The organism is Xanthobacter oligotrophicus (genome assembly GCF_008364685.1).
Classification (GTDB): domain Bacteria; phylum Pseudomonadota; class Alphaproteobacteria; order Rhizobiales; family Xanthobacteraceae; genus Xanthobacter; species Xanthobacter oligotrophicus.
Genome location: NZ_VTTL01000007.1, coordinates 230,339 through 246,930, shown reverse-complemented (window position 1 = coordinate 246,930; position 16,592 = coordinate 230,339). Strand labels below are relative to the sequence as shown.

Genomic DNA, 16,592 nt, shown 5'->3' with positions numbered 1-16,592 from the left:
GCCTCAACATCGCGCAGCCCGATCAGGTTGGTGCAACCTGATCGGATCGGGGACCCCGTCGAGAAGCCTGGCCGCGCCAGCGCGGGCCCGGCGCCGGATCAGTCGCCCTGGCCGGGTTCCGGCGAGAAGAGCTCTTCCTTGCCGGGCTTGCCGTCCCACTCCTTGGCGTCGGCCGGCGGGTCACGCTTGAGCGTGATGTTGGGCCACGCCTTGGCATATTCCGCGTTGAGCGCGAGCCACTTCTCGAGCCCCGGCTCGGCATCCGGCTTGATGGCCTCGGCCGGGCATTCCGGCTCGCAGACCCCGCAGTCGATGCACTCGTCGGGGTGGATGACGAGCATGTTCTCGCCCTCGTAGAAACAGTCCACCGGGCACACGGATACGCAATCCATGTACTTGCAGCGGATGCAGTTCTCGGTGACGACGTAAGTCATGGAAAATCCCTTTCGCGGGCCTCGGTTAGCGCAGCCCAGCGCGCCGTTCAAGCGCACGCAAGGCCGCAGCCCCATTACCCGTCACGCTTCTGTTATTTCGTCGAAAAGCGCGCGTGCCGATGTAGCATCTCCTCGCCGCTCCGAAAAGCCAACGATTCGCAACACGCGCACGTTCCGGTCGAGGGCGATGGTGAGCACCTGCCCGGCCCGCACCTGATGCGACGGGCTCGTCACCCGCGCGCCGTCGAGCCGGACATGACCGGCGCGCACCAGATCCGCCGCGGCGTCCCGGGTGCGCACCACGCGGGCATGCCAGATCCAGCGGTCGAGCCTCTGCCGCTCCGCCGGATCCGTCACCTCGCCCGACCCTTCACTTGCCCTTCTTCTCCGCCTCCAGGCGCGCCTTCAGCGCGGCGAGGGCGGCAAACGGGCTGTCCGGGTCCGCCGGCTTGTCGCGCCGACGCTCCTGGTGCGGCGGACGATGCTCGGCACGCTGGTCCGCGCGGTGCTCGGAACGCGGGCCGCGATTGCCCTCGCCTTCGCGCGGTCCACGGAACGGACGGTCGCCCCGGGGCGGACGCGGCGCGCGCTCGCCCTCAGCGCCGGGGGCACCGGCTGCTGCGGCAGGCGCCTCGGCGGGACGGCGATGGGGCGGACGGCCATCACGCCGCTCGCCACGGCGCTCGTTGTCCTTGCCACCCTCGCGGCGGTCGCCTTCCTTGCGGTCGCCGAAACGGCGGCCTTCACCCTGCGGACGGTCGCGGCGCGGCGCGCCGGGCGGACGGCCGGGACGCCACACTTCGATCATCTCGGGCTCGGCGGGGGCACCTTCCACGGCCTCGGGACCACCGGGAGCGGCGGGCGCACTGACCTCGGCCGCCACTTCGGCGGCGGTGGGATCGCCGGTTTCCTCAACAGCCTCGACCGCCGCTTCCGCCTCGATCTCGTCGGCGATGACGGCGTCCGCCTCTTCCGCCTCAGGGGCGGCAGGCTCGGCTTCGGGCGCGTCGGCCGCGATTTCCTCGACTGCGGTAGCCGGCGCTTCGTCCTCGGCCAACGGAGCCTCGACCTCAGCCGCCTCGACCTCAGCCCCCTCCACAGGCGCAGCCTCGGCAGGCGGCGCGTCGAACAGCAGGTCGGCCTCGATGGCGCCTTCCGGCAGTGGCGCGAATTCAACCGGCGCGGGTGCGGTGGCAGAAGCCTCGGCTTCCGGCGGGGGCGGCGGGCGGCGCTCCATGCGGTAGCCCAGCGACTTCAGGATGGAGGCGAAATCCTCCCCCGAGCAGCCGGCCAGCGAGGTCATGCCCACGGTCACGGTGAAGCCGCGCCCGTCCACCGCGCCCGCAGGCTTGGGGCCAGCGGAACCGGGCCGCCAGGCCAGCGCCGGGCGGATGAGGTCGGCCAGACGCTCCAGGATATCCACGCGCACGGCGCGCTCGCCGCACACCCGGAAGCCCACGGCGCGATAGAGCCCCTTCTGGATCTCGTGATCCACCGGGATGGAGGTGCGGCCGGAGGCGGCCAAATGCGGCAGCTCGTCGAGGCCCTTCTGGGCGAGGCCGCCGTGTTTCAGCGCATAAAGCTCGGCCGCCAGCGAGCGCGGGGCGGGCTTCAGCAGCGCCGGCAGATAGATGTGGTGGGCACCGAAGCGCACGCCGTAGCCGCGCAGGGTGGCGCGGGCGGCCTGGTCGAGGCCCTTGACCTCCTCGGCCACGCGGGCGCGCTCCAGCACGCCGAGACTCTCGACGATCTGGAAGGCGATGCCACGGGCGATGCCGGTGATGTCCTCCGCCGTGCCGAGCTTGGTGAGCGCGCCGAGCAGCTTCTCGATATGGGCCGACAGCCACAGGGCGATGCGGGCCTCCACCTGGTCGCGGACCGGGCCGGTGAGGTGCTCGTCGGCGATGATCTTGAAGCGCGGCTTCAGCACCTCGTCGCCGGGGATGAGCTTGGCCACCGCCTCGCCCGTCCAGCGGACGGTGCCGTCGAACGTGAGCACGAAGGCCTCGTCCACGGCCTGGGCGACGCGGGCGGCGCGCTGCTCGATCTCGCCCGCCAGCGCCTTTTGGGCAGCAGCGCGCAGGGCCTTGGCCTCCTCCCCGCCCGCCGCCGGATCCGGGGCGAACTGGAAGCCATGGAGGTGGCCGATGACATGGCCTTCAACGGTAACGTCACCGGTCTTGCTGATTTCAGTTTCGAGCATCGTGTTCTCTCGCAGGCGCCGCATGAGCACGCTGGTTCGCCGGTCCACGAAACGCTGGGCCAGCCTTTCGTGCAGTGCGTCCGACAGCTTGTCTTCGACCCCTCTCGTGACGCCTTGCCAGTGCCCCGGATCCTTGAGCCAGTCGGGCCGGTTGGCCACGAAGGTAAGGGTTCTCACCTGCGCGATCCGGTTCGACAACGTGTCGATGTCGCCTTCTGGGCGATCGGTCAAGGCGATTTGACGCGCGAACCACGCATCGGGGATAAATCCGCCCCCCGAAAGGTGCCCGAAAAGCGTTGCCACCAGCTCCGCATGGGCACCCGGAGACACCTTGCGATAATCCGGCACCTGGCACGCGTCCCACAACCTTTCCACATCGGAGGGCGAGGCGAGGCGGGCCGTCACCTCCGTGTCCCGGCTCATGATTTCGAGTACGGCCACGTCGTCGGCGACGGGCGCGCGGGTCAGCCCCTCCTCCTTGGGAAGCTGGGACAGGCTGGCGAGAAGGGCGGCGGCGGAGCGGAAATCCGGGACGGCGTTGCGCCATTGCAACACCTTTGCGGTGTCGAACACGTGCTCTTCCAGCCGGCCCACCAATTCGTCGTCGAAGGGCGGGCAGCGGCCGGTGGTGCCGAAGGTGCCGTCGCGCGTCGCCCGACCGGCGCGGCCGGCGATCTGCGCCATCTCGGAGGCATTGAGCTTGCGGAACTGCCAGCCGTCGAACTTGCGATCCGAGGCGAAGGCCACATGGTCCACGTCGAGGTTGAGGCCCATGCCGATGGCATCGGTGGCGACGAGATAATCCACGTCGCCCGACTGGTAGAGTTCCACCTGGGCATTGCGGGTGCGGGGCGAGAGCGCGCCCATCACCACGGCGGCCCCGCCGCGCTGGCGGCGGATGAACTCGGCGATGGAATAGACCTCCTCCGCCGAGAAGGCGACGATGGCCGAGCGCCGCGGCAAGCGGGAAATCTTTTTCTCACCCGCGAAGGTGAGGGTGGACAGGCGCGGGCGCACCACGATGTTCACGCCCGGCAGCAGCTTCTCGATCAGCGGGCGCATGGTGGCGGAGCCGAGCAGCAGCGTCTCGTGCCGTCCGCGCCGGTTCAGCATGCGCTCGGTGAAGACATGGCCCCGGTCTAGGTCTGTGGCGAGCTGGATCTCGTCGATGGCGACGAAGGACACGTCCAGGTCGCGCGGCATGGCCTCCACGGTGGAGACCCAGTAGCGCGGGTTTTTGGGCTTGATCTTCTCCTCGCCGGTGACGAGGGCGACCTTGTCCGCCCCCACCCGCTCGACGATGCGCTGGTAGACCTCACGCGCGAGCAGGCGCAGCGGCAGGCCGATGATGCCGCTCTCGTGGCCGAGCATGCGCTCGATGGCGAGATGGGTCTTGCCCGTATTGGTGGGGCCGAGGACCGCGCTCACCCCCCGCGCCCTCACGTTGCGCGGCAGAACGGCCCATTGGGTGACGTCATCCATCGGCTGAAATCAGGTCCGCTCACGTGTGGGGGCTCTGTAGCATATCGGGACAGGGGCACCATGGCGAAAGGGGGGCCGTGAACATTTTGCGAACGCAAGGGGAGCGAATCACCCGCGGCCGCCCGTTCATGCCGCGTTCCGCGCGGCTCCCCTGCCGCGACGCGGCGATACGATAGGACGATGCGATGGAGCGATAAGACAGCATGCCCCGGCACGGCCCGGTGTCCCGGATCGGGACGACAAGTGCGGCACATGAGAACAAAAAAGAAACGGAAGGTGCGCGAATCACAGCCTGTGGAAAAGTCCCTTTTGTTCCCCCCGGCGGCGGACACGGCGGGACGCTGCCTTCCCCGCCCCGCCCCACCGCAGCGCAAAGGCGGGCCGTCACCTCCCGTCAGCCCCTTGACTTCATGCACTTTTTCAGCCCCATGAAAAAACGCCGCAGACGCGCGGCGGCACCTCAGGAGGCGGCTGGTGTTTCTCAAGTGGGCAGAACTTTCCTCCCCGGCCATCGCCGCCCTCGACAAGACGCGCCTCGTCGCCGTGCTGCCCGTCGCTGCGGTTGAGCAGCACGGCCCCCATCTGCCGCTCGGAACCGACCTGTTCATCGCCGAGGGCTATATCGAGCGCATCGCCTTCCAGGTGCCGCGCGACCTGGACGCCGTGTTCCTGCCGGCGCAGGCGGTGGGCAAGTCCGACGAGCACATCACCTTCGCCGGCACCCTCACCTTGTCGCCCGCCACTGCGCTCGCCGCCTGGGTCGAGCTGGGAGACTGCCTCGCCCGCGCCGGGGTGCGGCGGCTGGTGCTCATGAACACCCATGGCGGCAACGTGCCGGTCATCGACCTTGTGGCCCGCACCCTGCGCGTGAAGCACCGCATGCTGGCCGTCACCTGCTCCATGCACCGCTTCGGCTATCCCGTGGGACTGTTCACGGATCATGAGCGCGCCCACGGCATCCATGGCGGCGAGATCGAGACCTCGCTCATGCTCGCCTTCCGCCCCGAGCTGGTGGACCTGACCCATGCGGGCGAGTTCACCCCCTACAGCGTGGCCATGGAAAGCGAGTTCGCGCGGCTGCGGGCCAACCATCCGGTGGGCTTCGGCTGGCTCGCCGAGGATCTCTCAGGCGATGGCGCCATGGGCGACGCGCGCGGCGCCACCGCCCTCAAGGGTGAGGCGGCGGCCGAATTCGGTACGCGGGCCTTCATCGAGCTTTTGAGGGACGTGGCGAATTTCGACCTGGAGCGCTTCGACCACCACGTTTGAAGGTCAAGACCGCTCCTCCTGCGCCGCTGCGATCAGCTGCGGCAGGCGGGCGCGGTTGAGGGCCAGCCATTGCAGGGCGAGGATGAGGAAGCCGTTGATGCAGCGCCCCTGGGCGATGGCGGCCAGTGCCTCATCCACCGGCACGGCGAACGGCTGCGTCATCTCCGTCTCGGCCCGCGCGCCGGCCCGCGCGGGCAGCGCCCCGGCATCGAGGATGCCGAGATACATCAGGGCGAATTCGTCGGTGACGCCCGGCGTCGGCGTGAAGCTGAGCATGGGCAGGACGAGGCGCGGCTCCACACCCGTCTCCTCGATGCATTCACGCACCGCCGCCGCTTCCGGGTCCTCGCCCGCTTCCACCAGCCCGGCCACGATCTCCACCATCTCGCCTCGCCGCTCGGGGAGGAGATGGGCGGTGAGGCGGAACTGGCGGATCAGCACCACGAGGTCCCGCCCGGGATCATAGCCGAGCACCCCCACCACGCGCCCGCCCCGGACGATGTCGCGCACCTGGGCGTCGGACGTGCCGTCGTCGTGGTGCAGCACCAGGCGATAGCGCTCATAGGGCCGGAATCCCTCGGCCAGCAGCTCCGGACCTTCCACGTCCACCCGCGCGGGGCGGTCCTCCATGAGCGGCGGCTCCCGCCCTGTCATTGGCGCACCACGCCCTGGCCGGCGATCTCCAGGTTGAAGGCGGCGGCGAACAGGGCCCGCGTATAGGCCTCCTTCGGCTGCTCGAACACCTGGCGCGCCTCGCCCTCTTCCACCATCTTGCCGTCGCGCATGACGAGGATGCGGCTCGCCAGCGCCGAGACCACGCGCAGATCGTGGGAAATGAACATGAAGGTGAGGTCGCGCTTGCGCTGAAGCGCGCGCAAAAGATCCACGATCTGCGCCTGCACGATCATGTCGAGGGCGCTGGTTGGCTCGTCCAGCACCACGAAGGAGGGCTCCAGCGCCATGGCGCGGGCGATGGAGATGCGCTGGCGCTGGCCGCCGGAGAACTCGTGGGGATACCGGTGCCGGCTCTCGGGATCGAGCCCCACGTCTTCCAGCGCCGCCACCACCCGCGCTTCCCGCGCCTCGGCGGACAGGCCGCGCTGGTGGACCAGCAGCCCCTCCCCCACGATGTCGCTCACCGACATGCGCGGCGAGAGCGCGCCATAGGGGTCCTGAAACACGATCTGCATATCGGAGCGCAGGGGCCGCATGGCCTTGAAGGACAGGCCGTCGATGCGCTGGCCGAGGAAGGCCACCGGACCCTTGCTGGAGATGAGGCGCAGCATGGCAAGCCCCAGCGTGGTCTTGCCGGAGCCGGATTCCCCCACCACCCCCAGCGTCTCGCCTCGGCGGATGGCGACGGAGACGCCGTCCACCGCCTTCACGTAGCCCACGGTCTTGCGCAGGATGCCGCGCTTGATGGGGAAGTGCACCTTGAGGTCGGTGGTCTCCACCACGATGGGCGCGTCGGGCACGATGGGGGCGGGATCCGGCTTCGGCTCGGCCTTCAGCAGCGCCTGGGTGTAGGGGTGGCGCGGATGGAGGAAGGTTTCCTCCGCCCCGCCCTGCTCCACGATCTCGCCCCGCTGCATCACGCACACCCGATCGGCGATCTTGCGCACGATGTTGAGGTCATGGGTGATGAACAGCATGGCCATGCCGAGCCGCGCCTGAAGCTCCTTCAGCAGCTTCAGGATCTGTGCCTGCACGGTCACATCGAGGGCGGTCGTGGGCTCGTCGGCGATAAGCAGGTCCGGCTCGTTGGCCAGCGCCATGGCGATCATCACCCGCTGGCGCTGGCCGCCGGACAATTGGTGCGGATAGGCGGTGAGCCGCTCCTGCGGCTTCGGGATACCCACTTCACCGAGCAGTTCCAACGTGCGCGCCCGCGCTGCGGTGGCGCCCATGCCGCGATGGAGGGTCAGCATCTCCACCACCTGCTGCTCGATGGTGTGGAGCGGGTTCAGGGAGCTCATGGGCTCCTGGAACACCATGGTGATCTTGTTGCCGCGCACCGCCCGCAGCTCGCGCTCGGGGACGGCGAGCAGGTCGCGCCCCTCGAACAGGATGCGGCCGGAGGGGTGGCTGGCAGCCGGATAACTCAGCAGCTTCAGGATGGAGAGCGCGGTGACCGACTTGCCGGAGCCGGATTCGCCCACCAGCGCCAGCGTCTCCCCCTTGGCGAGGTCGAACGACACATGCTTCACCGCCAGCGCCTGCCCGGTGCCGCTGGGGTCATCGGCCCGGCGGAAGGCGACGGAGAGGTCTTCGACGGAGAGGAGGGGTTGGGTCATGGGGCCATCCCTCACGAGAAGGTCTTGCGCGGGTCGAAGGCGTCGCGCACCGCCTCGCCCACGAAGATGAGCAGGCTCAGCATCACCGCCACCGTGAAGAAGCCGGTGAGGCCCAGCCACGGCGCCTGGATGTTGTTCTTGCCCTGGGACAGAAGCTCGCCCAGCGAGGGCGAGCCCGGCGGCAGGCCGAAGCCAAGGAAGTCCAGCGCCGTCAGCGTCATCACCGAGGAGGAGAGGATGAAGGGCAGCATGGTGAGCGTCGCCACCATGGCGTTGGGCAGCATATGCCGGGTCATGATGGTGAGGTTGCCCACGCCGAGCGCGCGGGCGGCCTGCACATATTCGAAGTTGCGCGCGCGCAGGAATTCCGCGCGCACCAGCCCCACCAGCGACACCCACGAGAACAGCAGCAGGATGCCCAGCAGCACCCAGAAGCCGGGCACCAGCACCGAGGAGATGATGAGCAGCAGGTAGAGCGAGGGGATGGCCGTCCAGATCTCGATGAAGCGCTGGAACAACAGGTCCATCCAGCCGCCGAAATAGCCCTGTACCGCACCCGCCGCTACCCCGATCACCGACGAAATGATGGTGAGCGCGAGCCCGAACAGCACTGAGATTCGGAAGCCGTAGATGAGGCGGGCCACCACGTCGCGGCCCTGGTCGTCGGTGCCGAGCCAATTGTATTCGAGGCCCGCGCAGCCGCTCACCCCCTTCTTCTCCGCCACCGCCTTGCATTGCGCCTCGGTGAGCATCCAGGTGGGCGGCGAGGGCGCGGGGGTGGGCAGGTCCAGATTGTGGGTGGAATAGGAGAAGCGGATGGGCGGCCAGATCATCCAGCCGCCCTTTTCGGCGATCAGCTTCTGCAGGAAGGGATCGCGATAGTCGGCATCGGTCTCGAAGTCGCCGCCGAAGGCGGTCTCCGGATAGGCGCGCACCACGGGGAAATAATAGCCGCCGTCATAGGAGACCAGGATGGGCTTGTCGTTGGCGATGAACTCGGCGCTGAGGCTGATGACGAACAGCACCATGAACACCACGAACGACCAATAGCCCCGCCGGTTGGCGCGGAAATTGGCGAGCCGCCTCCGGTTCAGCGGCGAGAGGTCGAAGCGGCCGCGGGGCTTGGCTGCGCCCGGCGGCTGGAGCTGGCCGTGGGGCACGTCGCGGGCGGCGGGCACGTCGGTGGGCTCGCCGGGCTGGAGCAGCGGGACGGCGTCCATTCTCAGACCTCCCGCGTCTCGAAGTCGATGCGCGGATCGACCAGCATGTAGGTGAGGTCCGAGATCAGCCCGACGATGAGCCCCGCCAGCGAGAAGATGTACAGGGTGGCGAACACCACCGGATAGTCGCGATTGAGCACACTCTCGAACCCCAGCAGGCCGAGGCCGTCCAGGGAAAAGATGGTCTCGATCAGCAGCGAGCCGGAGAAGAAGGCGGCGATGAAGGCGCTGGGAAAGCCTGCGATCACGATCAGCATGGCGTTCCTGAATACGTGGCCGTAGAGCACCCGCCGCTCGCTCAGCCCCTTCATCCGTGCCGTGGTGACATACTGCTTGCGGATCTCCTCCAGGAACGAGTTCTTGGTGAGCAGCGTCATGGTGGCGAACGCGCCGAGCACCATGGAGGTGAGCGGCAGCACCAGGTGCCAGGCATAGTCGGCGATGCGCTCCGGCCAGCTCATCTGCCAGAAGTTCTCCGACGTCAGCCCACGCAGCGGGAACAGGTCGAGGAACGAGCCGCCGGCGAACAGGATGATGAGCAGGATAGCGAACAGGAAGGAGGGAATGGCATAGCCGACGATGATCACCGCCGAGGTCCACATGTCGAAGCGCGAGCCGTCGCGCATGGCCTTCGAGATGCCCAGCGGAATGGAGATGAGGTAGGTGAGCAGCGTCATCCACAGGCCGAGCGAGATGGAGACGGGCATCTTCTCCCCGATCAGCTGCAGCACCGTGATGTCGCGGAAATAGGAGCGGCCGAAATCGAAGGTGGCGTAGTCGGTGATCATCTTCCAGAAGCGCTCATGGGCCGGCTTGTCGAAGCCGAACTGCTTCTCGAGCTGCTTGACGAAGGCCGGGTCCAGCCCCTGCGCACCGCGATATTTCGAGCCTCCCCCATCCATGGCCGCTCCAGCCTGGGCGGCGGCACCAGCGCCCGAGAAGTCGCCGCCTCCGCCGGACACGCGGGAGGTGGCGGACACGTCGTCGCCGGTGAGCTGGGCAATCACCCGCTCCACCGGGCCACCGGGGGCGAACTGGATGACCACGAACGACACCAGCATGATGCCGAGAATGGTCGGCACCATCAGGGCTATGCGGCGGATGATATAAGCGAGCATCACGTCTCCCGATCCGGTCGGACGGTGCAGCCAAGCCGGCGCACCGTCAACCGCCCACCCTCAAGGCACAGGCTTCACCCCCCCGCGCGCCGGCTCCGTGCCCGTGCTCCACCAGGTGTCGAGCGCACCCAGGTCGTAGCGCGGCTTGGTGGCGGGGCGGGCGAACTGGTTCCAGTAGGCGATGCGGTGCTGGCCGCTATACCATTGCGGGATCCAGTAGCGCCCGGCGCGCAGCACCCGGTCCAGTGCCTGGCAGGCGGTGACCAGGGCGGCCGCGTCGGGGGCGGCCAGTGCCGCATTGATGAGCCCGTCCACCGCCGGGTCGGCGATGCCCGCCACATTGTAGGAACCGCGGGTGCGCGCGGCCTCGGTGGAGAAATAGGCGCGCAGCTCGTCGCCGGGATAGGGCGCGAAGGAATAGCGCCGCACCACCATGTCGAAGTCGAAGCCCTGCAGGCGCAGCTGGAACTGGGCCGGGTCCACGATGCGGAAGGTGGCGTCGATGCCCACCTTCTTCAGGTGGCCGATGAAGCGCGCCGTGTGGCGCTCCATGCCGCCGTCGTCGTCCAGGAACTCGATGGTGAAGGCCTCGCCCTTGGCGTCCACGAGCTTGCCCTGCTGCACGCTCCAGCCGGCATCCTTCAGCAGGTTCAGGGCCTGCCGGCGCAGGTTGCGGTCTTCGCCGGTGCCGTCGGAGACGGGCGGCACGAAGGGCTCGCCGAACACCTCTTCCGGCAGGCGGTCGCGGAACGGCTCCAGCAGCTTCAGCTCGGCGGGGGATGGCAGCCCCTGCGCCATCATCTCCGAATTCTGGAAGAAGGAGACGGTGCGGGTGTAGCTGTCGTACATGAGGTTCTTGCGGGTCCAGTCGAAGTCGAACAGGATCCCGATGGCCTCGCGCACGCGCCGGTCGAAGAACTTGGGGCGGCGGGTGTTGAAGAACCAGCCCTGCACGCCGGAGAAGGAATTATCCGGCAGGGTCTCCACCTTCACCCGCCCCTCGCGCACGGCGGGGAAATCATAGGCGGTGGCCCATTCGCGGGCCGTGAATTCCTCACGGAACAAAAAGGCCTTGGCCTTGAAGCCTTCCAGGCCAGCCACCCGGTCGCGGAAATATTCGTAGCGCACCGTGTCGAAGTTGAAGCGGCCCTTCATCACCGGCAGGTCGCGGCCCCAATAGTCGGGCACCCGCTCATAAGCGATGAAGCGGCCCTGCTCGAACGTCTTCACCCGATACGGCCCCGAGCCCAGCGGCACCTCCAGCGAGGACTGGTTGAACGGGTGCCTGGCGAGGAAGGCCTTGGAAAAGATCGGCAGGCCGGCGGCGGTCAGCGGCACGTCGCGGGCGCGGCCGGGGCGGAAGCGCATCACCACGTCCGGCCCGTCCGCCTCCACGGCGGTGAGGTCGCGCAGGGCCATGCGGATGGTCTCGTAGGCGTCGGCCTTGAACGCCTCGAAGGTCGCCACCACGTCCGCCGCCGTCACCGGCGTGCCGTCATGGAAGCGCGCCTCGCGCCGCAGCTTGAAGCGGTAGGTGAGCCCCTCGTCGGCGATCACCACCGAGCCGGCGAGACGGCCGTACATGGCGCTCTTCTCGTCGCCGGCGGCGGTCATGAGCGTATCGTAGATCAGCTCGATGCCTTGGGCGCCGTTGCCGCGCTGGTTGTAGGGGTTCAGCGTGTCGAAGGTGTTGAGCGACTGGTTGTAGAAGGTGGCCCGGCCCATCTGGGAGAAGGGGCCGCCCTTGGGCGCCTCCGGGTCCACATAATCAAAATGGGTGAAGCCCGGGGGGTACCGCAGATCCCCGAAGAAGGACAGGCCGTGCCGCTCCACCGCGGCGGAGGAGGCCGCGCCCTCGCTCGCCGCGGCGTCCTGCGGCGCCGGCTGGGCCCGCGCCATGGCGGGCAGGAGCGAGACGGCGGAGGCGGCGGACAGAAGCAGCGTGCGGCGCGACAGGCTCATTTGGCGGACCCACCGCCAGCGGGGGCGACCGCATTCACCTTGGCCGCCTTGGCAGGATCGAACCACCAGATGTCGGGGAAGGCGAAGGAGAAGGTGGGCAGGGTCGGCGGATGGGCGAAGCGGTCCCACCGCGCTGTGCGGGTGTAGTTCAGCGTCCAGGCGGGGACGACATATTCGTTCCACAGCAGCACCCGGTCGAGGGCGTGGGTGGCGGCCACCAGGTCCGCCCGGTCGGTGGCGTAGATCACCTTCTCGATCAGGGTGTCCACCGCCTTGTCGCGGATGCCGGCCAGGTTGCGCGAGCCCTCCCGGTCGGCGGCCTCCGTCCCCCAGAACTCGCGCTGCTCGTTGCCAGGCGACAGGGATTGGCCCCAGCCGGAGACGATCATGTCGAAGTCCCGCGCCCGCACCCGGTTGATATATTGGGAGGAATCCACGAGGCGGATGGTGACGGTGATGCCGAGCCGTTCCAGCGCCGGCTTGTAGAACACCGCCACCCGCTCCATGGCCGGGCTGGAGATGAGCAGTTCCAGGGTGAAGGCCTCGCCCTTGGCGTCCACCAGCTTGCGGTTCTTGATCTCGTAGCCGGCGTCCTTCAGCAGGCGGGAGGCGTCACGCAGATTAGCGCGCCGCGAATCTTCCGATCCGCTCTCGGGATTGGTGTAGGCGGTGGTGAACACCTGCGGCGGCACCAGATCCTTCACGCTCTTCAGGATGTCCAGCTCGCGGCCCTGCGGCAGGCCGGAGGAGGCGAGCTCCGTGCCGGAGAAAAAGGAGTTGATGCGCTTGTACTGGCCAAAGAACAGGGTGTGGTTCATGCCCTCGAAATCCAGCGCATAGTTCAGCGCACGGCGCACCCGCGGGTCCTTGAACTTGTCGCGCCGCAGGTTGGGGATGAACGCCTGCATGATGCCGGAGGCGCGGTTCTCGAACATTTCGAGCACCACCCGCCCGTCCGCCCGCGCCGGGAAGTCGTAGGCCGTGGCCCAGTTCTTGGCGGAGGATTCGGTCCGGAAATCATAGGTGTCGGCCTTGAAGGCCTCCAGCATCACCGTGTCGTCGCGGAAATACTCGTAGCGGATCTCGTCGAAATTATCCTTGCCCACATTCACGTTGAGGTCTTTGGCCCAATAGTCCTTCACCCGCTCGTAGGTGATGGAGCGGCTGGGCACGAAGCTCTTGATCCTGTAGCCGCCGGAGCCCAGCGGCACCTCCAGCGAGCCCTGGGTGATGTCGCGCGGCTTGCCGGCGGCGTCGGTGCCGGTCCACCAGTGCTTGGGCAGGATGGTGAGCTGGCCCACGATCTGCGGCAGCTCGCGGTTGCCCGCCTGGTCGAAGGTGAAGGTCACGTCCCGCTCGCCGGTCTTCTCCGCCTTCGCCACGTGGCTGTAGTAGAAGCGCTGGTTGGGGTTGTTCTTGGTCAGGGCCTCGAAGGAGAACACCACGTCGTCGGGGGTGATGGGGGCGCCGTCATGCCATTTGGCATCTGCCCGCAGCCGGTAGGTGACGGAGGAGAAATCCGCCGGATGACTCGCGCCCTCGGCGATGAGGCCGTACTCGGTCGACACCTCGTCATAAGCGGCGGTCATGAGGGTGTCGTAGATGAGGTTGATGCCCGCCGCCGGCGTGCCCCTTGGCACCACGAAGTTGAAGGTGTCGAAGGTGCCGTCTTCGGCAAGCCGCAGCAGGCCGCCCTTGGGTGCGGCCGGATTCACATAATCGAAATGGGGAAAGCCGGCGGGATATTTCGGCTGGCCCATGAGGGAGAGGCCGTGGCGGAACACCGGCGCGGCCGCCGGTGCAGCGCTGTCCGTGGCGGCCGGAACACCCTGCGCCTGCGCGAGGCCGGCCGGGGCGACCGCGGCCCACGCCACGGCTGCGAGGACGGCGAGGCGGCGAACGGACGGCAGGCGCATCGGTATCTCCAGGTCGGGGCTCATGGTTGCAAATCAGCTCGGGAATCCAGCGATCTCGGCAATAGCCGATTATGACACCGCGAGCGACGGCAGAAACATGGCGGCGCCGCAACCGGCGCGTCACCTTAAGGCACCCGCCGCAGGCGGCCTCAAGGCCCCGGGCACGAAAAAGGCCGATCCCGCGAAGGATCGGCCTCGGCATTTCGGCATCCGGCAGCCCGGATGACAATGGCGTGAAAGAAGGATGCGCCGCCAAGGGCGGCGCCGTGCCCCGATCCTACTTCGCGGCCGTGGGCAGCGGCTTGGGAGCGTGGGAGAGGCTGTTGAGATAGGCGATGAGGTCCGCCCGCTCGGCTTCCTTCGGGATGCCGGCGAAGGCCATGGCGGTGCCGGGCACCGCGGTCTTCGGGCTGGTGAGGAAGGCGTTGAGGGTGAGAGCTGTCCAGTCGCCGCCCTTCGCCTTCATGCCGGCGGAATAGGCGAAGCCCGCGGAGGACGCCACCGGGCGGCCCACAACGCCGTAGAGGTCCGGACCCACCTTGGCGCCGGCGCCTTCCTGGAAGTTGTGGCAGGCGGCGCACTTCTTGGCGACGGCCGCGCCCTTCTCGACGGAGGCAGTGGCGAACAACTGCTCGATCGGCACTTCCGCGGCCTTGGCCGGGGCAGCGCCGCCGGCGGCGCCTTCCTGCACCACGATGTCGAAGCCGGGCTTCGCAGGCGCTTCGGGCGTGAACAGGATCTGCGACGCGATCCCCAGCCCAAGGGTGAGCGCCAGGGTGCCCAGAACCGCACCTGCAATCTTGTTCAATTCAAAAAAGTCCATCGGCGCTTCGCCCCTCGGAGCCCTTAGATCCTCGCTGCCGCGGCACATGGAATGGGATCCGGCCGGGCGTGCAAGCATGTCGATGAGCGGCGCGCGAAGAACCCCGCGCACCGCCGGCGACACTAACCACTTTGATCCGAGCGAGGCAACCCGTATAAGGCGCGCCCCAATGCCACTCCCCGCGCCCGCATCGGACGCGGCCCGAAGGGAGCCGCCGCCCGCCATGTCTCCCACCACGTCCCCCGCCATTCCCAGCGAACGCGTGCTCGTGCTGATCCCCGCGCGGATGGCCGCCAGCCGCCTGCCGGGCAAGCCGCTGGCCGACGTGGGCGGGCGCCCCATGATCGTGGAGGTGGCGCGGCGCGCCGCCGCAGCCGCCATCGGGCAGGTGGCCGTGGCCACCGATTCCGAGGAGATCGCCGCCGCCGTCCGGGCCGTCGGCTTCACGGCGGTGCTGACCCGAGCCGACCATCCCTCCGGCTCCGACCGGATCTTCGAGGCGCTGGGCGCGCTCGACCCCGATGGCACGGTGGACGTGGTGGTGAACGTGCAGGGCGACTTGCCCACCATCGCTCCTGCCACCATCCGCCGGGCCCTGGCGCCGCTTGCCGAGCCGGCGGTGGATATTGCCACCCTCTGCGCCGAGATCGTGGTGGAGGAGGAGCGCACCGACCCCAACGTGGTCAAGGTGGTGGGCTCGCCCCTGGGGAACGACCTGTTGCGCGCGCTCTATTTCACCCGCGCCACCGCCCCTTACGGCGCCGGACCACTCTACCACCACATCGGCCTTTACGCCTATCGCCGGCCGGCGCTGGCCCGATTCGTGGCGCTGGCACCCTCCGTGCTGGAGCAGCGCGAGAAGCTGGAGCAACTGCGGGCGCTGGAAGCCGGCATGCGCATCGACGTGGCAGTGGTGGACGCGGTGCCGCTGGGGGTGGACACACAGCACCATCTCGACCGCGCCCGCGCGATTCTCGCCCAGGAAAAGGCCGAACAGAAGTGAGGACGTCATGATCCGCCGCATCACCTTCCAGGGCGAGCCGGGCGCCAATTCGCACATCGCCTGCCGCGAGGTGTTCCCGGATTTCGAGGCCGTGCCCTGCGCCACCTTCGAGGACGCCTTTGCCGGGGTCGAGAGCGGGGCGGCCACCTATGCCATGATTCCCATCGAGAATTCGGTGGCGGGCCGGGTGGCGGACATCCACCACCTGATGCCCCAGTCGTCCCTCTCCATCGTCGGCGAGCACTTCCTGCCGCTGTCGCACCAGCTCATGGCGGTGAAGGGCGCAAGCCTCTCCACCCTGAAGAGCGTGCAGAGCCACGTGATGGCGCTGGGCCAGTGCCGCAAGGCCATCCGCACCCTCAACCTCACGGCAGTCATCGGCGCCGATACCGCCGGCTCCGCCCGCGAGATCGCGGAAGCCGGCGACGTGAGCCGCGCCGCCATCGCCTCGCGCCTCGCCGCTGACATCTACGGGCTCGACATCCTCGCCGAGAACATCGAGGACGAGGCCCACAACACCACGCGCTTCATCATCCTCGCGCGCGGCGGGGAATGGGCGCCGGCGGGCAACGGGCCGGTGGTCACCACCTTCGTGTTCCGGGTGCGCAACGTGCCGGCGGCGCTCTACAAGGCGCTGGGGGGCTTTGCCACCAACGGGGTGAACATGACCAAGCTGGAATCCTACCAGCTGGACGGCCGTTTCACCGCTACCCAGTTCTATGCCGACGTGGACGGCCACCCGGACGACCGGCCGGTGAAGCTGGCACTGGAGGAACTCGCCTTCTTCTCCCGCGAGATGCGCATCCTCGGCGTCTATCCCGCCCATCCCTACCGGGCGCAGTTCGCGGCGGAGCAGGAAACGTTTTGA

Annotated in this window: 13 protein-coding genes; 3 read left to right on the top strand and 10 right to left on the bottom strand. The window is 68.3% G+C overall.

Annotation, left to right across the window (positions count from 1 at the left end; all coding sequences use genetic code 11):
• Positions 1-98 precede the first annotated feature (98 nt).
• The 3 genes from fdxA to FZ033_RS13715 form a co-directional block, all read right to left on the bottom strand.
• On the bottom strand, positions 99-434 hold the full coding sequence (gene fdxA, locus FZ033_RS13725) for a ferredoxin FdxA (protein ID WP_138401338.1): 336 nt from the start codon (positions 432-434) through the stop codon (positions 99-101).
• 81 nt (positions 435-515) lie between these two features.
• Positions 516-791: an RNA-binding S4 domain-containing protein gene (locus FZ033_RS13720; protein ID WP_149576681.1), complete on the bottom strand. Its 276-nt coding sequence runs from the start codon at positions 789-791 to the stop codon at positions 516-518.
• Positions 792-804: 13 nt separating this feature from the next.
• Positions 805-4,119 (bottom strand): helicase-related protein, encoded by a 3,315-nt coding sequence (locus FZ033_RS13715; protein ID WP_149576680.1) that lies wholly within the window; start codon positions 4,117-4,119, stop codon positions 805-807.
• A 474-nt stretch (positions 4,120-4,593) separates the two neighbouring features.
• Between FZ033_RS13715 and FZ033_RS13710 the strand changes: the two genes are divergently transcribed.
• Positions 4,594-5,388 (top strand): creatininase family protein, encoded by a 795-nt coding sequence (locus FZ033_RS13710; RefSeq protein WP_232847472.1) that lies wholly within the window; start codon positions 4,594-4,596, stop codon positions 5,386-5,388.
• 3 nt (positions 5,389-5,391) lie between these two features.
• Here the strand turns inward: FZ033_RS13710 and FZ033_RS13705 are convergent, their stop codons facing one another.
• From FZ033_RS13705 to FZ033_RS13675, 7 genes are all read right to left on the bottom strand, one after another.
• The gene (locus FZ033_RS13705; protein WP_232847471.1) at positions 5,392-6,018 is read right to left on the bottom strand and encodes an NUDIX domain-containing protein; all 627 of its coding nucleotides are present in this window, start codon (positions 6,016-6,018) and stop codon (positions 5,392-5,394) included.
• Between the two features lie 20 nt (positions 6,019-6,038).
• Positions 6,039-7,682, bottom strand: coding sequence for an ABC transporter ATP-binding protein (locus FZ033_RS13700; RefSeq protein ID WP_149576677.1), 1,644 nt, complete (start codon positions 7,680-7,682; stop codon positions 6,039-6,041).
• Positions 7,683-7,693: 11 nt separating this feature from the next.
• A complete protein-coding gene (locus FZ033_RS13695; RefSeq protein WP_149576676.1) occupies positions 7,694-8,902 on the bottom strand; it encodes an ABC transporter permease in 1,209 nt (402 codons plus the stop codon).
• A gap of 2 nt (positions 8,903-8,904) precedes the next feature.
• Positions 8,905-10,020 carry a microcin C ABC transporter permease YejB gene (locus FZ033_RS13690; protein ID WP_149576675.1) on the bottom strand — a complete coding sequence of 372 codons (1,116 nt, stop codon included), beginning with the start codon at positions 10,018-10,020 and terminating at the stop codon, positions 8,905-8,907.
• A 60-nt stretch (positions 10,021-10,080) separates the two neighbouring features.
• Complete coding sequence (locus FZ033_RS13685) at positions 10,081-11,982, bottom strand: extracellular solute-binding protein (RefSeq protein ID WP_149576674.1); 1,902 nt, start codon at positions 11,980-11,982, stop codon at positions 10,081-10,083.
• Positions 11,979-13,898 carry an extracellular solute-binding protein gene (locus FZ033_RS13680; RefSeq protein WP_149576673.1) on the bottom strand — a complete coding sequence of 640 codons (1,920 nt, stop codon included), beginning with the start codon at positions 13,896-13,898 and terminating at the stop codon, positions 11,979-11,981. Before FZ033_RS13680 ends, FZ033_RS13685 begins: the two co-directional genes overlap by 4 nt.
• A 277-nt stretch (positions 13,899-14,175) precedes the next feature.
• Positions 14,176-14,721: a c-type cytochrome gene (locus FZ033_RS13675; protein WP_149576672.1), complete on the bottom strand. Its 546-nt coding sequence runs from the start codon at positions 14,719-14,721 to the stop codon at positions 14,176-14,178.
• Between the two features lie 223 nt (positions 14,722-14,944).
• Here FZ033_RS13675 and FZ033_RS13670 point away from each other — a divergent pair, with 223 nt between their 5' ends.
• Both FZ033_RS13670 and FZ033_RS13665 read left to right on the top strand, forming a co-directional pair.
• Positions 14,945-15,724, top strand: coding sequence for a 3-deoxy-manno-octulosonate cytidylyltransferase (locus tag FZ033_RS13670; protein ID WP_149576671.1), 780 nt, complete (start codon positions 14,945-14,947; stop codon positions 15,722-15,724).
• Positions 15,725-15,731: 7 nt separating this feature from the next.
• On the top strand, positions 15,732-16,592 hold the full coding sequence (locus FZ033_RS13665; RefSeq protein ID WP_149576670.1) for a prephenate dehydratase: 861 nt from the start codon (positions 15,732-15,734) through the stop codon (positions 16,590-16,592).